The organism is Mesorhizobium sp. M4A.F.Ca.ET.022.05.2.1, from assembly GCF_003998845.1.
GTDB lineage: Bacteria > Pseudomonadota > Alphaproteobacteria > Rhizobiales > Rhizobiaceae > Mesorhizobium.
The window spans coordinates 1-19,983 of sequence record NZ_RZOJ01000008.1; the positions used below are offsets into that span (position 1 = coordinate 1).

The following is a 19,983-nucleotide window of genomic DNA, read 5'->3' on the forward strand; positions in this document are numbered from 1 at the left end:
GCCGGCGTCCAAATGGAAACGCCTCGATAATGACGATATCAGGCCTGCAATCCCGGAATGCCTGCAGCAGCATCTCTGAGCGCCACTTCTTGAAATCATCGTCGATGGGTTTGCCCTGCAGGTCGACCAACCCTGAAAATCCTTCATCACCGGAGGTGACAGGTGGCAGGGGCACAGATCTTAACCCCGGTCCCGGAAACCCCGCGATCGGCGCGCCGCCGGTCACGACGGTTACGTCAAACCCATCATCGGCCAAAGCCGCCGCGATGCGGCTGGCGCGCGCGAGATGGCCGATGCCGAGCAGGTGCTGGACATAGAAGAAGGCGCGCAGCCGCTTCATTCGGCAGCCTGCCACTCCTGCTGGAACAGTTGCTTGAGCTGTCCGATGCTTGCCATATGATCGAAATTGCTTCGCACGCGCCCCTCAGCGGCCTCGCCGAGGCGGGCGCGCAGCAAGGGATCACGAATCAGACGCTCCAGCGCCCGTGCCAAGGCAATAGGGTTTTCCGTCGGCACCAGCAGACCGGTTTCGTCCGGCGATATAAGCTCCGGCACGCCGGAAATATCGGTCGACACGCAGGCAAGCCGCTGGCTGGCCGCCTCCACCAGAACATTCGGCAGACCGTCCCGGTCACCATTTGCAGTAATCCTGCAGGCCAGGGCGAAAATGTCGGCGCTTCGGTAGTGTTCCAGCACCTCCTTCTGCGCAAGCGCGCCTTTCCAGGAGACGCGACCATCCAGGCCGAGCTTTCGCGCCAGCGCCTTGAGCCGTTCCAGTTCCTCGCCGCCGCCGATATGCTCGAAACGCCACGCCAAATCCGCGGGCAGAAGGGCAAGGGCCTCCAGCAAGGTATCGTAACCTTTCTTTTCGACTGCGCGCCCGACACTCAGAACGACGACCGGTTCGCCCGGCGCTGAGCCGTCATGCTGTTTTCGCGCCTCGCCAAAGCTGCCGAAGCGATCAAGGTCGAGCCCATGATAGCTCAGATGCACGGACGAGTTGCCGTTGGCGAGCTCCTTCAGGCGGTCGAAGCCGGTTTTCGTGCAGGTTACCGTCCAACGCGCCGAGGAAAGCTTGCCGGCCAGATCCCAGTCCGCCGAAGTCCAGATGTCCTTGGCATGGGCCGAGCAACTCCAGGGCAGGCCACGAAGCAGGCTGGCATAGCGCGTCACCGACGCCGGCGTGTGCACGAAATGTGCATGCAACCATCCCGCGTCTTGCGGCCATTCGGCCGCCAGCACGAGTGCCTGCCCGAAGCGGCGCACGCGATTGCGCGTAAAGTCGCGGGGGATATCGCTAGCCAGTGATCTAAGTGCGCGCCAGAAGCCCGGCCGCGGCAGACAAGCAATCAGCGCGCGAACGACGCGCAGCGGCTCGTCATGCAGATATTCGGGCAAATAATGGACGGGCGCTTTGATCTCATCATGCACGGGGTGGCGTTTTGCATCGGTCGGCCGCCTGAGCGCGACGATCACTAGGTCGAATCCCGCACGCTCGAGACCAAGCAGTTCCTGCGCGATGAAGGTTTCCGACAGCCGCGGATAGCCCTTCAGAACCACGACGATCTTGCGACGTTGCAACTCAGTTCAGTCCTTCGATGACCGAAAGGTGATGGCCGGCCCGCCGGTCGAGCAGTTCCGCAACGATTTCGGAGATATGAGGCAGCCCTTCCAGCGTCAGATGCGGATTGCTCTGTGATGGGCGGGGCCTGTCTGGCAGCATCACCAGTGCATCGGCAAACCGCTGGGAATCCTTGGCTTCTTCCGGCAAAAGCATCTCGATGAGGCCGAGTTCGGCTGCGCGCCGAGCGCGGATCAGTTGTTCCTCCCGAGGCTCGACGCGCGGCACGATCAGCGCCGGCTTGTCGAAAGACAATATCTCGCAATAGGTGTTGTAACCGCCCATTGCCACGACCGCCTTGGCGCCGGCAATCAGGTCTTCCATGCGGTTGTCGAACTCGATGATCTTGATGTAGGGGATCTTGGCCCCCTTCCTGAGCAGCTTGTTGCGCTTGCGCGCTGGCATGTAAGGCCCAAGCACGATCAGCGCCCTGTGCTGCAATCGTGGATCCTGCTGATAGGCATCGATGACGTCGTGGATCAGTTCGGCGCCGTCACCGCCGCCACCGGTGGTAACGAGGATATAGTCGCCCTCGGGCCTGTGGCCGGGCAACTCATTCCGCGGCAGGCTCCGTTGCAGGAAACCGACGAACCTCATCTTTGCCCTGACTGCCGGCGGCACATCCAAGCCCGTCAACGGATCGTAGAAATCCGGCGGACCATAGGCCCAGACCTTGTCGTAGAATAGGCCTATCTTGCGCATCACATCGTTGCGTGCCCACTCCGCTTCGAGCAGATGCGGCGCATCCATCACCTCGCGCAGGCCGAGAACGAGCGTGGTGCCCCGCGTCTTGAGGTAGGACAGCGTGTCCTCAATCTCTCCACGCAGGCCGAGCGGTTCCTTGTCGACGATGAAGATATCCGGCCGGAATGTCTCGGCCGTGTGGCGGATAATCGACTGGCGCATCCTTAGCGTCTCATGCAGATCGATATCCTTTTCCAGCGAGGTGTATTCGCCATTGCGCAACTTGATGACGCTGGGGATCTTCACGAAGTCGACACGGGCGCGGTAGTCGAATGCGCCAGCGATCGTTGCACCCGAAATGATAAGCACCTGAAGTCCGTGGAAATTCTCGACAAGCGAATGCGCGATAGTGCGGCAGCGCTGCAGGTGGCCGAGCCCGAACGTGTCGTGGCTGTACATGAGAATTCGGGCGTTTTCTGCGTGTTGGGTCATGGTTGAACGTCTTTTCGAATTCTCGCCTTGAGGACCGTCAGCGACCCGCTGGCTTCGAAACCATCCTGGGTCAACCGACCTGTTTTGAAACATGAAGGCGCAATTTTCAATTTGTATTACCCAAGAAGGCGCAGATCGCCTCGCCATCCGCGAGCTCGTCGACCCCTATGCACACTTCGCCGACCGGCGCGATGCGAAAGGCCAGATGGCGCTCGTCACCCCAAACTCGTACCTCGAGGTGTACACGGACGCCAAGAATCCGAAGCCCTCCATGTAGCCACATTCGCACAAAGCGCTCGCACCTGTCCTCGCTGACACCATCAAATGTCCTTCATCTGAAGGGTCCCAAGCGGCGGCCATACACCCAGACACATTGCCTAGTGTTTCGAGCGCATACCGATGGAGGGGATCGAATCCACGCGCTTTTGCCAAATGCACAGCGCGACGACATTGTGCTGTCATTCGGTGCCGCCAGCTTGGAGGCGCAACCACGACCTCCAGCGTGGTCGCCGCAGATGCTGCTTTCAAAGCACTTTAGTTCGTCAGGGACGCCAGGCCGAGGCCGGAATGCCCTGCCCCGGCGGGAAAATAAACACTGTTAGGTACCCCGGCGCAACGGTCTAGCCCGGAAGGATGTCTTGCACCACAACATCGGTTTCTTCAAGGTAGGCGCAACGACGGACATAGATGTCGTTGCTTGCCGATTTGAGGGGAAGGTTACAGCACGATGCCACTCTTGGTTCGACGATTGGGAGTTGGGAGTCTGGCGCGTCCGAGACGAACTCTCGGAGATCTGACTGCCATGCTTGTCCGGGTTGCCGGGCCGCTGGTCTTCGGGATCGCCCTCTTGTTTGCTGGTTCGGCACAGGCGCAGGCGCCGGCGACCGTCCCGCCTGAAAAGGTCAAACAGCTATTCGAGCTACTCGACGATCCGTCGGTGAAGGCCTGGATGGCCGAACAACGAAATCAGGACGCCGGGTCAACGGCAGCGCCTGCCGCGGCAGGAGCTTCACCGGCCGGCGCATCGTCCGACGCTGGCGTCGCCCCGAGCCAGATGAATACGATGGCATCGTCGACGCTCGATCGGATCAAGCATCATATCGAAAGAATCGTGCGAACTTTGCCGTTGCTGCCAGACCAGTTTGAGCGCGCTCGGGCAGAGACCATGCAGGATATGTCCAGAAAGGGGCCTCCCGGCGTATTTCTGCTGATTGCGATGTTCATCGCTGCCGGCGTGGCGCTCGCCTGGGCAACGTACAGGCTGACCCGTCCGTTTCGTCTTTGGATCATCGCGCAGCCGAAGGATACGCCCATTGGGCGAGCCAAGAAGATTGGTGGTCGCACGCTTTATTCCAGCCTGCTGATCGTCTCGTTCGCGCTGGGCAGCGCCGGCGCGTTCATGTTGTTCGACTGGCCAATGCTTATCCGCGAGATCGTGCTGACATTTCTGCTGGCTGCAGTCGGTACAGCGGCTGTGCGCATGTATCTGGCAGCCATGCTCGTCCCTTCCTTCATGAACGTCGAGAACGCCGTCGAGGTTCGTGCCTTGCCGGTCACCAACGAAACGGCTGACCATTGGTTCTATTGGCTGCCCCGGATCGTCGGCGTCTTCGCCTTCTTCGCCGCCGCGTTTATCCTCTTGCCGGGTCTCGGCATCGATCAGGATGGAATGCTGGTCCTGTCAACGGGCGCCGATTTCGTGCTGCTATTGCTTTTGCTGGTTGCCGTTTGGCGCCGGCCAAGAACACAGCGAGATGGTGCGCACCAAAGCAGTCATACGGCAACGACATGGTTGTTGACAGCTTATTTCGTCGTTCTGTTCCTGCAGCGCATCGCCGGTCTTAATATATTGTTCTGGTTTACCTTCGCCGCATTCTTCCTGCCCTTGGCAATCGTGCTGACGCAGCGCGGCGTCAATTTCGTGCTGCGGCCGGGTTCGGACGACGCCGGCCGGCCCACGATTCCGGCGGTGACGATCGCTGTCATCGATCGCGGAGTCCGGATGATCTTGATCCTGGCGGCGGCTTACTTTCTCGCGCGTGTCTGGGGTCTGAACATGCAGTCCATGCGGGACGGCGATACGACGACCAACCTCATATTGCGCGGCTTGATTAATGTCATGGTCATTGCGCTTGCAGCCGACTTCGGCTGGTCGATCATCAAAGCCTTGATCGAGCGAAAGCTGGGCATCGAAACGCCGCACGCGGTGATCGACGACGAGGAGGTCCCGACCCTCGATCCGCAACAGGCGCGGCTGCGCACACTTTTGCCGATCATCCAGAACATTCTGCTCGCCGTGATCGTCGTGATGGCGGTGCTGATGATGCTCGCTTCAATGGGTATCGAGATCGGCCCGCTGATCGCCGGCGCTGGCGTCGTTGGTGTCGCTGTGGGATTTGGCGCACAAACCATAGTCAAGGACGTCATTTCAGGCGTGTTTTTTCTGCTCGATGATGCGTTTCGTGTTGGCGAATACATTACATCGGGCCGCTATGTGGGAACGGTGGAAAGCTTTTCGCTGCGCTCGGTGAAGCTGCGCCATCATCGTGGCCCGCTGTTCACAATACCTTTCGGTGAACTCGGTGCAGTCCAGAACCAGAGCCGTGACTGGGTCACCGACAAATTCAACATCACCGTTGGCTATAACACTGACATCGACTTCGCTCGCAAGCTGATCAAGCGAATAGGTCTCGAACTGGCGGAAGATCCCGAATTCAAACACTGGGTGCTCTCACCGATCAAGATGCAGGGCGTGCAGGAGTTCGGCGAGTACGGCATCGTATTGAGGGTCAAGGTCACAACAAGACCGGGAGGCGCCTTCAGTATGAAACGCAAATTCTATGTACGCCTCCGCCAGGTCTTCAAGGAGCAGGGCATCGAACTCCCATTTCCGACCGTCCACGTCGAGGGGCTACAGAACTCACATGGGGCAGAGAATGCACCTGTGGAGGCCAAACCCGAGCTAAAAATGGCAGTCGCGCAGTCGCACACCAATCGGCGCAGAAAAAAAGCCAGCACAACGGAGTAGGAAACCGTGACACCTGCTCTGGTGCACAGCGTGCCGTCCGATCCTCCTAGACAGACTGTCGTACAACAAAGGAATCCAATCCATTCGCATCCTGCTGGCTTTTTTAGTAGGCTGTCGCGAGGCTAGGTTGAGGATCCGGTGTGACGGAAGTCAACGATCGTCTTCTCGAAAGCAAGATGACCAAGGTGGAGCAGGCGCGAGCCTGGAGCCCACGCGTCATCTCGAAATTCGAGGCGCTGATCAGGAGCGCCGACGACCACTCACTCTATCGCGTTAATCCGCTAGCCTTTGCTCGCGACCGCGCAATCGCCGAGCCTGAAGCAATCGACCTCTTCCTTCATGCCGCCCGCTGTGGCTTGTTCGACATGAGCTGGGATGTGCTCTGTCCCCAGTCCGGGATGGTGCTCGATAGTTTCGGCGCCCTGCGCACACTGAGGACCCACTACGTCTGTGGCCTGTGCGACGTATCGGGCGACACCGACCTCGACGACTTCATCGAGGTCACCTTTTCGGTATCGCCGAAGTTACGGCACCTTCCCTACCACAATCCCGAGACGCTCCCTGTCGAGGATTTTCACTGGAAACTCCACTTCGGACATGACGGGCGGCTGCCGGGGCAAGACGTTCGCTTTCTTGACGTTCTGCGTGGCTTCGTTCGGGGCATGACGTTTCTACCGCCCGGCACCACCACAGTGCTCCGCGCCGACCTGGGACCGGGCGCCCTTGCAGGCGTTAACGTGCAGACGCAGGCCGCATTCGCTGTGCCAATATCGGGCGACCCGGTATCAGCGCCGACACTCCTGAAGGTCGATTACGACGGCAAACGCTTCTTGCCGGCGTTGCCCGCTGTGCCGCCTGGTCCGATTGCCATTGAGGTAGCGAACAGGGGGCCGGTGCGAGGTTCGTTGCTTGTCATCAACTGGCCGCCCGAGCTTGTCGCGCTGACCACCAAGCCGGCACTCGATTTCGACCCTTATGTTTCCGGTGGAGCGCTGCTTGCGCGGGGAACCTTCCGCCAGCTCTTCCGGTCCGAACGTGTCGACGAAAAGGAGGGGCTGGGCATCCGGCAGATCACCTTCCTGTTCACGGACCTCAAGGGTTCGACCGCCATGTATGAGCGCCTTGGCGATCTCAACGCCTATGCTTTGGTCCGCGAGCATTTCGCTCTGGTCAACGCTGCGGTCCAGCAACATTCCGGAGCGGTGGTCAAGACGATTGGGGATGCGGTGATGGCCGTATTCTCGCAACCGTCGGATGCGATTTCGGCTGCACTCCACATCTTTGAAGAAATCGATCGCTTCAACGGCGACCATGACGGGCCGGGGATCATCCTCAAGATCGGTGCCCACTGTGGACCGTCGATCGCCGTGACGCTCAACGACAACCTCGATTATTTCGGCCAGACCGTGAATGTCGCCGCGCGCGTGCAGTCCCTGGCAGAGGCCGGACAGATCTGCATTTCCGAGGCGCTCCATTCCGCGCCCGGGGTCAGCGAAATGCTTGCCGGCCACCGTGTCGTGGCTTTTGACGCGCCGCTTCGAGGTGTGGAAGGTGACGCAACTGTCTATCGCATCCAGCGCGGATAGGCCCGATTACGTGCCAACTCCTTTTCAGGAGATCGCAGCATCGATCTTTCCGAGTTCACTCGACGTGCCGGCGAGGCCTGCTACGCGAATTCGGTCATCGGCATGGCGAATGGTCATCGCAAGCACACGAAAGATGGACTAAGAGTGGGGTCGGCGCGCGCGTCTTTTCTCCAAAGGCAGGGCTGATCCGGCCTCGGCGAGCCTGGCAGAGCGTCGTCGCACCCGCCATCGGCAAAGCCATCTTTGCGGCGCTCCACAATTAGGGAATATTATTTCGCAGCGTGCCAGGCTGCGATTTCGGATGGCGGCCTGGGACGATGATATCCATTTGGTTCTATGAACTTTGCCAAGCAGTGAATGCGAGGCCGATCGCGAGTGCCGTCACCCCATAGAGAGCCGGCAAGGTCTTACCGCCTACGCCCAGACGCAGCAAAGTGTGGCCAAGGTGGTCCGTGCCGCCAATCCAAGGCTGCCGTCCGTGCCGCAGACGGCGGATGATAACGAATATTGCGTCGATCAGCGGGACGGCAAGCCACGCTAATGAGGAGCCGAAACCCCTTTCAGAAGCGTGAAGCACGACCGCCGCGCCGAGCAGAAGACTGCCGCTATCGCCCATGAAGACGCGGGCGGGCGGATAGTTGAAGCAAAGGAACCCGACGCACGCCCCGGCGCAGGCCAGCCCGGCATCACCGCCAAGGCCGAGGGAGGCGGCTGCGATTGTGCTCGCGGCAAGACCATCGGCATGATCAAGCATGTTGACCGCGTTGCAGGCGATCCAAATGACGATCGGTACCCACCAAAAACCAGTGATGATCCCGGCAAGTATCGCTGCCGCGGCCAACGCTGCTGCCTTGGCGCCGGCGGAAAGGGATCGGACATCGTCGAGCGCGCCGACAAGGCAGAAAAGAGCCAGCAACAGGATATGGCCAACCGGAAGCCATGGGGACATCGCAATCAGTAGGGCGGGCCCTGCAAGTCGAGGGACTTCGCCCGATGTGTGCCATCGGTCGCTCTTGACCTTGGAGACGGCTCCAATGCGCCTAGCAAGGCGAGCGAACAGCCAGACGCAAGGAACCGCGATGAGCAGGGCCCCGATGACCGGGACCAATAGGCCAGGCGTCAAGCCATCACTCGTTCGGTACGCATATGCTCGATGCAGTCGACAATCGTCTGCCTTGTGCTTCGCAGCGGGCGCCAACCTGTCATGGTACTCAGAAGACTCGTGTCCGGTACGCGATCATGCGTTACGGCGAACCTCTCGCCATAGACCGCGTTGGAAGACCTCATGACGATCGGCGCGTTCGTCTTGGTCGCCTCAACCACCATCCTTGCGAGATTTCCGATCTGCACCGCCTCGCTGCCGCCCAGATTGACCGGCCGTCCTTGCAAGGATCGGCACTGCATGACCAGGAGCAGCCCTTCGGCGGCATCGGCAACATGCAGGAATGCCCGCCTTTGCTCGCCGTCGTCGTGAACGACAAGCGGTTCGCCCCGTAAGGCCGAGTTCACAAATACCGGCAGCACAAGGCCGGTCGCCGAGCGCTGCCGCGGCCCAGCCATATTGAACGGCCGGACAATCCAGGCAGGAATGCCAAAATCGAAAAACAGTCCGGCGATCAGATGCTCAACCGCTGCCTTGGCGGCAGCATATCCCCATCGCGGTCGGAGATCCGTCACCACAGGATCAGACTCGGTAATCGGACGGTCGCGCCCGGAGCCGTAAACTTCCGAACTCGATGTATAAAGAAGCGGACGCCGGTGCAGCCGGCACGCCTCGACGATTGCGCAACCTGATTCAAGAATGCCACTGGTGACAGCAAAGCGTTCCGTGTGGGCAAGCTGAACCCCGATCGGGCTCGCCAGATGGAATACGGCGTCGGCCAGGCCAACCTCGTCATGGACCGCCGCATTGAAGGCCGGGCCGCCGACCCTGAAGGTACGGATCGTCAGGCGGGGATTGTCGACCGGAAGGTTGCGAAGCGAGCCGTTCGAGAGATCATCGATGACGGTTACGCTGCAATTGCGGTCAAGTAACAGATCGACCAGTGCCGATCCAAGAAAGCCCGCGCCACCTGTAACCAGGACATGTGTCCGCGGGCCGAATTCAACCACGTCCGGGCTATGGTTGTCCAAAGTTGCCGCCTCCAGAACGACCCGTGGCCCTCGCCTCTCACGGGATAGCCTTTCTATACAGTCAAGGACACGTTGAACAACTCGTTTTCTACAAGTCGACCGAGTTTTTCGACGGTCCTCGATATCTCCAACGAACAAGCGTCCGACATGTCACCGGGAGCCAGGACGCCCTAGCCCAACAGGGCAGAACTGATTCCGGTACACCTGTGTAGGTTTTTGTCGTTCTAGCGTGAAATGAATTGTCACGGTATCCCCATGTTTCTCGCAGTTTAGCATTGCAAGGAAACGGTAGTATTCGAATGTATCGGTGAGACTATTGGAATCGCAACGTCGCCGGCCGCGCCTTGTCGCGCCATCGACTCACGGATTGCAATCACGCCATGACGTTTCGACAGATAGCTCGGGGGAACCTTTGAAGTTCGATTATCGGGCAGACGTCGACGGCTTGCGCGCTATCGCGGTCATCACCGTCATCCTTTTCCATTTCGACGTTCCCGGTTTCCCCGGGGGATTCGTCGGCGTTGATATCTTCTTCGTCATTTCGGGCTACTTGATCACAGGCCTTTTGGTTGCGGAGGGCGGCGAACTGTCGCTCGCCGAATTCTACGGTCGGCGCGCGCGTCGTATCCTGCCAGCAATGCTGGTGATGATGGGGCTGTCGCTCGCGGCGGGTTGGTTTCTCCTGCTCCCGGGTGACTATGCCGGCCTTGGGCGCAGTGCGGCCTTCTCCGCTGCCGGCCTTGGGAACTACTATTTCCTCTGGAATACGGGCTATTTCGACCGCGAGGCGACGCTTCTGCCGTTCCTGCATCTTTGGTCCCTCGGCGTCGAAGAGCAGTTCTATCTCGTGTGGCCAGCCCTCTTGTTCATCGCCAGCCGATTGTGGCGGGGCCATCAGTCACCGATCGTCGCGGCGATCTGCCTTGTCGCGCTGACCAGCTTTTCGATTGCCCTTTACCTGGTGGCAGTCGATCCCAAGCAAGCGTTCTATGCTCCCTTCAGCCGGGGTTGGGAACTGGCGCTAGGCGGCCTGCTGGTTTTTGTTCCACCGATCGGCCGCCGGGGCACCTCCGAGGCATTCGGACTGTTTGGCCTTTGCCTGATAGCCGCTAGCGCCATCTGGCTATCCTCGAGCCAGCCATTTCCGGGACTGAATGCACTCGCCCCAGTGGCTGGGGCTGTCTTGCTCGTCTGGCCTTGTTCCCCGTCTATCGCTACGGCGGTCCTTTCAAGCGCGCCTCTCCGCTTCACAGGCAAAATTTCATACAGCCTGTACCTCTGGCACTGGCCGATTCTGGTCTTTTTCCGTCACTATGCCGGCGGTGCGATGCCGACAGCGGGCGAAGCGCTGATCCTCATCGCGGCAGCCTGGGTGACGGCTTATTTGTCCTGGCGATTCGTCGAAGAACCCGTTCGCCGACTGCGGCAGCCTCCGTTGAGAACCGTCATCGCCGGCGCGACCACCGCGTTGATCGTTGGTCTGGGCGGCAATTCAATCTTCCAAGCCGGGGGTATCGCCAGCAGGATCCCGAAGGAGGTCGAGGCGATGCGCAGCCTCGATGTGATGTGGGATTGGCCATGTCCGCAGATGGTCGAGATAAGCGAACTGGACGGCACGTTTTGCGCATTCGGAGCACCTTGGGACAAGGCGGCACGCCATGCCATGCTGTGGGGCGACAGCCATGCGGAGCATCTCGCCCCACTATTGGATGCGGTTGGCCAAAGGGAGAATACGGCCTTCTTTCTTTATCATGCCTGCCCGGCAGCATTCGGAGAAGGTGTCCATCGCGACTTTCCGGAGCAGCCTAACTACCGGGAAAGCTGCGCATCGTCCCGAAAGGCCGTGGTCAGCATGCTGATACAGCGCACGGACGTCGACCTCGTGGTGCTGTCCTCTGCCTGGACAAGCCTTGCCTACACCAATGTCGTTGCTGACGACGGCAGGCAAGCGGACAAAGTCCTGCTGATGCGCGACGGTCTGCGAAGCCTCGTTGAAGAAATCACCGCTCCCGAACGGCGCATTGGAATCATTGGTCAGGTGCCGGGGCCCGGCCTGGATTTGACCTCATGCGCGGCGATGCGCGAAAGGATATTGAGGCGTTGCTCGACCGATATAGATAGCGACCGGATCCTGAGGGTGTGGTCACCGACGGTCGTCGCGCTGGCGTCGCTCACTGAGCATGATGGGGTGTTCTTTGTCGATCCGCTCAAAGGGATGTGCCCGAACCGGCAGTGCGCCACCTACATCAATGGTGAGTTCATTTACCGCGACGCATCACATCTGCGCAGAAACTTGAAGCCGGAGACCGACGACTTACTCGCTCGGATGATGGGCCTCTACCAGGCTCTCGCCGCTGATGACAGACAGACTCGGGTATCGGTCATGAACGTTCCACGGCCTCCGACAACCCGCAAGAGCAACTAGGTGCATGCGAAGCCGCCAAGCCCTTTCTTCAACTACGGCTGGCGCGGCTTGGCGGGAAAGCAGCGTTGCCCGACCCGTTGAGGAGCAAGCCGGTTCCACCTCGGCCGCGTCATTCGCAACACGGGACAGGCTGAACCGTCATCGGACAGAGATAGATGGCCTTAGAGCGCTCGCTGTTTTGGCAGTGCTCTGCTTTCATTTGAGGGTTTTCGGATTTTCCGGTGGCTTCGTCGGTGTCGATGTTTTTTTCGTAATCAGCGGTTTTCTGATCACGAAAATTGTTGCAGCCGATATCGACCGGGGGCGTTTCAGTCTAGCGCAGTTCTATCGGCGCCGCGCCCGCCGGCTGCTGCCGGCTCTGTTTGCGACACTGGCCCTGTCGTGCATTGCTGCGGCTCTTCTATTCGCTCCACCGCATTTGGAGAACTTCGCAGAGTCGCTTTTGGCCGCCACTCTCGGGGTTTCGAACGTCCTCTTCTGGCGAGAATCCGGCTACTTTGACCTGGCCGCGCGTATGAAGCCACTGCTACACACTTGGTCCCTGAGTGTTGAGTGGCAGTTCTATTGCGTGTGGCCGCTCCTGCTTTCAGGTTTGCTCGCCCTATTCCGACGTCGGATGGTTTGGCCAATCCTGGCGATCACGGTTTTGGGCTTCTGGCTCATCTTCGCATTCCAGGACGGCTCATTTTGGCTGCTTGCCGGAACGCGGACTGCCGAATGGCTTTCGGACGGCAGAGCGACCGTCTTTTACAATACGCCTTTCCGTGTCTTCGAATTTGCTTGTGGCGCGGCATTGGTCTGGCTTCCACAGCCGCGAGCCTTGGCTATCCACGAGTTCCTCGCCTTGCTTGGATTGGTGCTCATAGGCGGCGCCGTCTTCTTTCTAGATGACACGGCACACGCACCCGCCCTCAATGTGCTAGTGCCTACGGTCGGAGCTGCGATGGTGCTGTACGCGGATCGCTCACGACGTGTGGGGCTTGTTCTACGCAATGGCCCTGCAGCCTATATCGGGCGCATCAGCTATTCACTTTACCTGGTGCACTGGCCCCTGATCGTATTCTGTGAATATGGCCTTCTGCGGCCGCTGCTGCCGAGAGAGGCCGTTCTCGTCGGGTTCCTTTCTCTCGCCTTGGCAGTCATGATGTTTCACTTCGTTGAACAGCCGTATCGTGCTGGCCGCGGCTTCGTCGGACCCACAGGGCTTGCGTTGGCAGGTCTGCTTGCTTTCTCGCTGGTCAGCTACTCCATGTGGGGCGGTATGCCTTGGCGGTCGCCATCGGCTATCGCGGGAGGTGAACTGGCCGATCGCGCGACCCTGGAATCGATCAAGGGCTCTCGTGGCTGTGAGGATTTCTGCGAATTCGGAAATCTTCAAAGCCCAACGAAGATCCTCATTGTCGGAGACTCGCACGTTGACCACTACACCCGCGCCCTCGAAGAGCTTGGCGGAAAGGAATTTCACTTCCTGCTAGCGCAAGCCGGCAGCTGCCATTTCGGAGCGGATCTTCAGAGCCGGCCTAGAGGCGCGGTCACGCAACATTGTCGAGCCGCAACAGATCAAGCAGCCCGTTGGTTGAACGCCGGGGGGATCGCAGCCATCGTCCAAGCTCAGCGCTGGCCAGGATACCGCAACATTCTCGAAAAGAAGGCTGATGGAGCGCCTGTCGATATCCCTGATCTGGCAAAGCTGTTTCCGACAATGCTTGAAGACATCTCCAAGCTGTACGCCGGGTTTCGCGGACCGGTCATCTTGGTCGGACACGCTCCAAACACGAACCTGATCTGTGCTCTCAGGCCGAACTATTTCTCCCTTCCATGCCCAGTGTCCTCGCGGGTAGAGCACGGCGCATTCAAAGCGGCCTTCACGGCCTTCGCGCGGCACCATTCCCAGTTTCAATTCGTTGATCCGCTGGACGCGATCTGCCCCGCCGCGGAATGCCGAATGACAAACAGCGCGGGGCACAGCCTCTACGTCGACGATCACCACCTCTCCATCTTCGGCGCAATGCTTATTGTTCCGAAAATCATCGAGATGCTCCGAGATGATCTGACCGTCCCGGTCGATCGACCTTCGGCAGGCCGGATAATCGCCAAGCGACTCGCCTACGCGCCGGGGCCGCTTCGACGAGAGCGACAAAACAAATAAAGCGTCGCAACAGCCCAGGCGATGACGGTCCCCAAAAGCATGAAGTAGAGCGGATTAGCCCGGAGATCGACACCGATCGGCGGCGAAATCAACAGGACAATGGAAGCGGCAGCGAATAACCCGACGCCTCCGCCTATTCCAAAGGCAAAGCTCGAATATGCTTCCCTGCTTCGGCTGGGATTGGTCTTTGCGGCGAGCATGCTGCCTATGCCGATAGCCACGGGTATGAACAAACTCGGCGTCAGTAAGACATCATGCGAAGTCAGCATAACGCCTAAGAGGGCGACTCCGAGTGGCAGATCTTCAGCGTCACGAACGAACCAGAAGGCGGAGACGAGGAAGCCGAGTGGCACTAGCCAGCCGATATGGCCGAAAGCGATAGCAAAAAGGACAAACGTGTTGTGAGGAACAAAGACATGAGCCTCTTCCAGCCCACGACCAAAGAAACCGCCTGTCTGGTATGCAAGTAGGCCGCGTTCCAAGAACAGAGCTCGGGCCGAGATAGAATTCTTCTTACCTTCACCTCTCAGCCGTTCGCTGAGGGCCTGGATCCTGGCCGCGCCTGCTGCAGACGGAATCGCTTTGGGGGGAGTGGCGACATCTCCTGGCAAGCTTTCCTCGGGTAGAGCAGGGACGTTTCTAGATGGCGCCAATCGGGGCGGCTCGACCGAAAGCGGTCTCGCGTCATCTGTTTGGGGAGGATGTCCTATCGGAACCGCTGGCCGGGCAAGCGACGTGTCGACAGCTTCGCCTGCCTCACTAAGGTCCGTGTTTACGGCCAACACTCCTGCGAAAGACTGGCTAATGGCAGCTCGAAAGTAGCGGTTAGTGGTCAGTGCGACGAAAGTTGCCGATAGCAGCACAAGAGCCACGGCGAGAGCCCGCGTCCAAGCAGCGGTGTCGATCCGCAATCTTCGGCCAGCTCTATAGTATTGCCAGATGCCAGCAGCACTTGGAAGGAAGACGGTGGCGACGGCGGCAAGAATAGTGGAGCGGGACAAGGTGATTGAAAGCGCCCCCCCAACCAGGACCAGAAAACCTGGGCGCCATTCCTTAGGTACGGCGCGATAGCTCGCCGCGCCGCCGAGCAAGAGTCCCGCAGCGGCCACATTCGGGTTGACTGCTAACCCCGCCGCGCGGCCAACTGTAGTGGTAAAGCCATGGGTGAAGAGCACATCCAAGAAGCAAACGATAGCATTGAGGGCCGTAACCGAAGCGGACAGCCGCAGCACAATCGGTGGCGCAAACGTAAGCATCAGAGTGAGTGCAGAGCCACCAAGAGCAAGAGTTGTCAAATAGCTCCTGTTGACGATCCCAAGAGGATGCAGAGCGATTGGTACGACCGCCACCACGGCGCCGATTGCCAGCGGTGAAATAGCTTTGCGCACGTCACGCCGCGTCACTACCACTGCGAAAGAGACGATGAGTACAACGCCATAGAGGGCGTACAAGGCCAACCTGAGATAGCCATCTCGCCCGGTGAACAAGGGCAGGGAGAAAGGCATGAACCAGGCCTGATATACAACGACTGTGAAAGCGCAGAAGCCGGCAGAAAGGTTCACCAGGTTCGTTTGCAGCGACGATGCTGGGCCTAGTGAGCGATCCACATCAGCAACCCCGCCGCTCATTCATTTCCCCGTGAGGTAGAGGGTTTCATAGGCGTCGGCCATAGCCTCAATCGAATAGCGCTGGCGCATTGTCCGTTGGCGAAACTCCTGGTCCGTTTTGCGCTCTGGCAGACGGTCTACTATTTCCAGCAAACCTCGAGCGAGATCAGTGGGAGCATGAGGTTGTACCAAAACACATCCTGGCAGGCCTGAGACTGCCTCCGGATTTCCGCCTACGTCTGTGACGACTACCGGGAGGCCGGCCGCCAGCTTCTCCATCAAGGCATTGCAAAAGCCCTCCTCATGGGACGCGATCACGCCAACATCCATACCAGCGAGTAAACCAGGGATATCGCTCTGAACTCCGAGAGCTTGCACTTTGCGCCCGATGCCGAGGCTTTCAGCCTTCTGCGCCAGAGCCGATCCGATTCCCCGGTCCTGCCCTGCCATAAAGAGCTTGATGTTCGGGTGCACTTTGCTCGCAAGCGCAATCGCCTCGATTAGATCGTCATGACCTTTATACGGTATCAAATTGGCGACAATGATGATGCCCACGTCATCTGGGGCGAGACCAAGTCGAGCCCGGGTCCCATTGCGACGATCGCCGATATTGTCGAACCGGCTTAAATCGAGGGCGTTTGCGACAATTTTGATGCGGTTGATGCTGTAGTTGTCCCGCGCCGCCGTGTCTGCCGCGACAGCGAGAGAGTTCGCAACCACGAAATCGGAAAAACGGTTAGCGAACCGATCCATCCATTTTAGCCAAGGCCAGCGTTCCTGATGGCTGCCGAGGCCGCGTCGAGATGTGACGATAAGCGGTGCCAACGCTAACCGTCCGGCCAGGGCGCCGAGGAAATTTGTCAGCGGCAGAAAAGCATGGACCACGTCCGGTCGTGTCCAAGCCACCCGCCTGAAAATCCAAGTGGCCGCAGCCAGTAGGACTATCAACTCCTTCAAACCCGGCGACGTCTTTGAACCGGCGGCGAGGGAATTCGGTCGGTGGCGGCCATAGAAAATTGGTATGCCGGCTCGGGTCAGAGGCTCGGCCAGTACGTCGCCTACCGGCGTAAGCGCAAAAACCTCGACCCTCCATCCTCGGCACGCCAGTTCCTTGGCGAGCAGTACGAGTTGGCTCTCCGTGCCGCCAAGGTTTAGCGATCCGATCACAAAAAGTACGCCCTTACGGCGGCTCTTGGCGATGGCCGTCGAAGGAACGACAGCGGATGTCTTTGCTGGAGCATAATTCATCGAGACTCTATCGCCGCCGACTTCCGATTTAGCCGTCGCATGCCATAGGCATAGACCTCAAGCAAGCGCAAAGCACTCCCTAAGCTCCACGATTGGACGAACGACCGAAGGCAAAGATTTTCGGGGCAGAAACGAACGGTCGGCGCCGAAGCAGCCCGCTAGTTGCCAACAACACGCCGATGAGCAGCAGCATGACTGGCGGAAGCCACTTCAGCCGGTCGAAAATTGTCTCGTAAGAACGGGCACTCTGAAAGCCTTCTGGCGTTCCAAGCTGATGCCAAGGTTGACTGTAGGCTCCATGCAAAAGAGGCAGCATATCTTCGTAGTCCGAATAGTAGGAATCGACTATCGACGGATCCCTTTCTACAAGAGCCAGAGGATGGGGTACTAGGACGCCATAATCGGAATCGAGAACATTACCATCGACCTCGACGATCGTGTGCTGCTCCGCGCTATATATAGTCGCTGGAATGCCTTGTTCCGTAAGGATTGAATAGACAATCTTTGAGGCCTGGGAGCAAAAGCCGTAACCGCGATCTAAGGCCTTTCGGGGTGTCAAAAACTCGTAATTTTGAAAGCTGTCGTGGTATGCAGGAAGCCGACCGAGCAGCCAGATGACGTAGTTGTCGAAAACGCTGATCTTCGTATAGCGCGCGTCAGTGGCCGTCCAACGGTCCCCTTCCGTCCAGTAATGCACCACGCCACCCGCGACAGCCTTTGTCAGGCGCTCAAGATAGACCTGCTTGGGCTCATTCGCTTCGCGATAAAGGCCGTTCAAATCCTCTATCTTCTTCTCAAACCCAAGCGGTCCCTCAATAGCCTCCGCGGGGGGTGTCGGATAGGCCTGGACGAGGCCGAGGGGATAAGCAGCGACAAAGAGCAGAAACGCCGCCCCTAGCCCAGTCAGGCAGAGACCCAAGGACTGCCAGAACCGATCGGCGCCCAACTGACGGCTCCTACTTAGAATCGCCTTTTCCTCGCTGCTAGTAGTACAGAGATATCACAATTGCACGTTCGAAGCTGCCCTGAATGGTCCAGCTTGTGGATGGCTTTTGACGATCCGAGATCAGAAATTGTCAATTGGCGCCACATGCGACTTGTTTCCTTGTGGCGCCCATGCGCAATGAAGGTCGAGAATGCGGGCGATACCTTGGCATTGAGCGGAACCCAGACCCTAGACAGCACGACCGACGCGCTTCGGCGCTTGTGGGCGCAGCTATCGAGGCGCCGGCGCCGCCAGTTTTTCGGTCTTCTGGTTCTAATGTTCTTCGGCGCTATCGCTGAGGCCGCGACGCTCGGTGCCCTCTTGCCGTTTCTGGCCAAGATCACCGATCCCGATTCAATAGGTCAGTCATGGATCGGACGCCAATTGCAGGGTTTCGGTTCGGCCAGTTCGAGCGACAGCCTTCTGCCCTTGCTGTCGCTATTTTCGGTAGTGGTAGTGATCGCTGGGGTGGTGCGGATCCTGCTCTCGCGAGCGACTCATGCTTTTGTCTTTTCGCTTGGGCACGAGATCGCCGTGAGAGTTTACAAGCGCGCACTTTACCAACCCTACAGCTATCACTTATCGAATAGCTCCAGCTCGGTGCTGGCGACACTCCGCCAAGTCCACATCATCAACATGAACGTTCTCCTCCCGATCCTCCAAGCGGTCGGGGGAGCGATCATCAGCGTGTTCGTCGTTGCGGCGATGTTCGCGTTGAGCTCATTCATCACATTTGCGATCTTTGCCGGATTGGGTGTGGCCTATCTCGCCATGTCGCTCTTCATTCGCAAACATCTCAAGACGAATGCCCGCACGATAGAGCGAATGCAGGCGGAAGACATTCGGTCCGTGCAAGAGGGCTTGGGTGGCATTCGCGATGTCATCATCAATGACACTCAGCCCTATTTCCTTTCCCGTTTCGAAGAACTCGACAGGCATTTACAGCGCGCTTACTCGGGGAACGCTCTCGCGGCCGCTACTCCTCGATTCGCGATCGAAGCCACTGGGATGGTGATCATCGCCGCACTTGCTTACTTCCTGATCACAAGGACAAACAACGCCGGGCAGGTACTGCCTATGCTGGGAACGTTTGCCCTTGGCGCGCAGCGTCTAGTGCCCCTGATGCAATTGATCTATGCAAACTGGGCGCTCGTGCTAGGCAATATCGCCGGCGTCGAAGCGGTTCTTAAGACGATCGAAGCGCCACTCCCAGCAGAAGCACAGGCACCTCCGCCGAGCCGCTTGCCATTCAATCAGGCAATTGTGCTGAAGGATTTATCGTTCTGCTACGCGCCCGATCAGCCGCCGGTTATCGAACGGTTCAATCTCACCATCGTGAAGGGCGCAAAGATCGGATTTGTAGGCAAGACAGGGAGCGGGAAGAGCACGACAGTCGATCTCGTGATGGGCCTACTCGAGCCGACAAGTGGAGTTATCGAGATCGACGGGAAGCCCCTTGATGGAGGCACTAGACGTGCCTGGCAGAGGCAGATTGCCCATGTCCCCCAGAGTATCTTCCTTTCGGACGCTTCGATCGCCGAGAATATAGCGTTTGGCATCGACCCCGCCGGTATCGATCTTGAACGTGTTCGCAACGCAGCGCAGCAGGCAGCTTTGGCGGGCTTCATCGAAAACTTGCCCAAGGGCTATGAAACCCGGGTCGGCGAACGCGGTGTGCGATTGTCCGGCGGCCAGCGCCAACGAATAGGCATAGCGCGGGCATTCTATAAACAGGCGAGTTTGCTCGTTTTTGACGAAGCAACAAGCGCGCTCGACAATGAGACCGAAGCAGCTGTCATGGAGGCAATCGGTGATTTGCCCGCTGATCTGACAGTCCTCATCATCGCGCATCGCCTCACGACGGTCGAAAATTGCGACGAGATCGTAACGATCGAAGACGGCCAGCCGCATATCGCCTAGTCTCCGTTCGGTCTTTGCCCAGGAAGGACAGGAGCTTGCCGGCCGCCGCCTGGCGGCGTTCCGCGGAGTAGGACTTGTCGATGAATGAAGCCCAATAGGCTCCGA

13 protein-coding genes and 1 pseudogene are annotated in these 19,983 nt (G+C 59.0%); 6 read left to right on the forward strand and 8 right to left on the reverse strand.

Annotated features, from left to right (window positions below):
- The 3 genes and pseudogenes from EN745_RS02080 to EN745_RS02090 form a co-directional block, all read right to left on the reverse strand.
- A pseudogene (locus EN745_RS02080) lies at positions 1–340 on the reverse strand (glycosyl transferase); the annotation flags it as partial.
- On the reverse strand, positions 337–1,581 hold the full coding sequence (locus tag EN745_RS02085) for a glycosyltransferase (RefSeq protein ID WP_127420417.1): 1,245 nt from the start codon (positions 1,579–1,581) through the stop codon (positions 337–339). The gene EN745_RS02085 and the pseudogene EN745_RS02080, both read right to left, overlap by 4 nt.
- Position 1,582: 1 nt before the next feature.
- Positions 1,583–2,797 carry a glycosyltransferase family protein gene (locus EN745_RS02090; RefSeq protein ID WP_126058876.1) on the reverse strand — a complete coding sequence of 405 codons (1,215 nt, stop codon included), beginning with the start codon at positions 2,795–2,797 and terminating at the stop codon, positions 1,583–1,585.
- Between the two features lie 91 nt (positions 2,798–2,888).
- Between EN745_RS02090 and EN745_RS02095 the strand changes: the two genes are divergently transcribed.
- The 3 genes from EN745_RS02095 to EN745_RS02105 all read left to right on the forward strand — a co-directional run bounded on the left by EN745_RS02095 (position 2,889) and on the right by EN745_RS02105 (position 7,411).
- Positions 2,889–3,074, forward strand: coding sequence for a hypothetical protein (locus EN745_RS02095; protein ID WP_126058875.1), 186 nt, complete (start codon positions 2,889–2,891; stop codon positions 3,072–3,074).
- Between the two features lie 525 nt (positions 3,075–3,599).
- Positions 3,600–5,825 (forward strand): mechanosensitive ion channel family protein, encoded by a 2,226-nt coding sequence (locus EN745_RS02100; protein WP_127420418.1) that lies wholly within the window; start codon positions 3,600–3,602, stop codon positions 5,823–5,825.
- A gap of 140 nt (positions 5,826–5,965) precedes the next feature.
- Entirely contained in the window at positions 5,966–7,411 is a 1,446-nt protein-coding gene (locus tag EN745_RS02105) for an adenylate/guanylate cyclase domain-containing protein (protein WP_127420419.1), read from the forward strand.
- A gap of 334 nt (positions 7,412–7,745) precedes the next feature.
- Here the strand turns inward: EN745_RS02105 and EN745_RS02110 are convergent, their stop codons facing one another.
- Both EN745_RS02110 and EN745_RS02115 read right to left on the reverse strand, forming a co-directional pair.
- Entirely contained in the window at positions 7,746–8,360 is a 615-nt protein-coding gene (locus EN745_RS02110) for an MraY family glycosyltransferase (protein WP_245482315.1), read from the reverse strand.
- A 170-nt stretch (positions 8,361–8,530) separates the two neighbouring features.
- The gene (locus EN745_RS02115) at positions 8,531–9,544 is read right to left on the reverse strand and encodes an NAD-dependent epimerase/dehydratase family protein (protein ID WP_189362928.1); all 1,014 of its coding nucleotides are present in this window, start codon (positions 9,542–9,544) and stop codon (positions 8,531–8,533) included.
- Positions 9,545–9,956: 412 nt separating this feature from the next.
- On the opposite strand from EN745_RS02115, the gene EN745_RS02120 reads away from it, so the two are divergent.
- Together EN745_RS02120 and EN745_RS02125 are read left to right on the forward strand one after the other, a co-directional pair.
- Positions 9,957–11,969 (forward strand): acyltransferase family protein, encoded by a 2,013-nt coding sequence (locus EN745_RS02120; RefSeq protein WP_189362929.1) that lies wholly within the window; start codon positions 9,957–9,959, stop codon positions 11,967–11,969.
- Positions 11,970–11,973: 4 nt separating this feature from the next.
- The gene (locus EN745_RS02125; RefSeq protein ID WP_126058870.1) at positions 11,974–14,118 is read left to right on the forward strand and encodes an acyltransferase family protein; all 2,145 of its coding nucleotides are present in this window, start codon (positions 11,974–11,976) and stop codon (positions 14,116–14,118) included.
- Here the strand turns inward: EN745_RS02125 and EN745_RS02130 are convergent.
- From EN745_RS02130 to EN745_RS02140, 3 genes are all read right to left on the reverse strand, one after another.
- Entirely contained in the window at positions 14,076–15,746 is a 1,671-nt protein-coding gene (locus EN745_RS02130; RefSeq protein ID WP_127420422.1) for an O-antigen ligase family protein, read from the reverse strand. The two genes, EN745_RS02125 and EN745_RS02130, sit on opposite strands and share 43 nt — an antisense overlap.
- Positions 15,747–16,973 (reverse strand): glycosyltransferase, encoded by a 1,227-nt coding sequence (locus tag EN745_RS02135; RefSeq protein WP_127420423.1) that lies wholly within the window; start codon positions 16,971–16,973, stop codon positions 15,747–15,749.
- Between the two features lie 79 nt (positions 16,974–17,052).
- Positions 17,053–17,919 carry a hypothetical protein gene (locus tag EN745_RS02140; RefSeq protein ID WP_127405658.1) on the reverse strand — a complete coding sequence of 289 codons (867 nt, stop codon included), beginning with the start codon at positions 17,917–17,919 and terminating at the stop codon, positions 17,053–17,055.
- Positions 17,920–18,096: 177 nt separating this feature from the next.
- On the opposite strand from EN745_RS02140, the gene EN745_RS02145 reads away from it, so the two are divergent.
- Entirely contained in the window at positions 18,097–19,878 is a 1,782-nt protein-coding gene (locus EN745_RS02145; protein WP_245487601.1) for an ABC transporter ATP-binding protein, read from the forward strand.
- Positions 19,879–19,983 lie beyond the last annotated feature (105 nt).

Excerpts from the sequence above, each read along its gene's own strand:
- EN745_RS02090 (WP_126058876.1), bottom strand. The coding sequence starts at position 2,797 with ATGACCCAACACGCAGAAAACGCCCGAATTCTCATGTACAGCCACGAC.
- EN745_RS02095 (WP_126058875.1), top strand. The coding sequence starts at position 2,889 with ATGAAGGCGCAATTTTCAATTTGTATTACCCAAGAAGGCGCAGATCGC.
- EN745_RS02100 (WP_127420418.1), top strand. The coding sequence starts at position 3,600 with ATGCTTGTCCGGGTTGCCGGGCCGCTGGTCTTCGGGATCGCCCTCTTG.
- EN745_RS02110 (WP_245482315.1), bottom strand. The coding sequence starts at position 8,360 with ATGTCCCCATGGCTTCCGGTTGGCCATATCCTGTTGCTGGCTCTTTTC.
- EN745_RS02125 (WP_126058870.1), top strand. The coding sequence starts at position 11,974 with ATGCGAAGCCGCCAAGCCCTTTCTTCAACTACGGCTGGCGCGGCTTGG.
- EN745_RS02130 (WP_127420422.1), bottom strand. The coding sequence starts at position 15,746 with ATGAGCGGCGGGGTTGCTGATGTGGATCGCTCACTAGGCCCAGCATCG.
- EN745_RS02135 (WP_127420423.1), bottom strand. The coding sequence starts at position 16,973 with ATGAATTATGCTCCAGCAAAGACATCCGCTGTCGTTCCTTCGACGGCC.
- EN745_RS02145 (WP_245487601.1), top strand. The coding sequence starts at position 18,097 with ATGAAGGTCGAGAATGCGGGCGATACCTTGGCATTGAGCGGAACCCAG.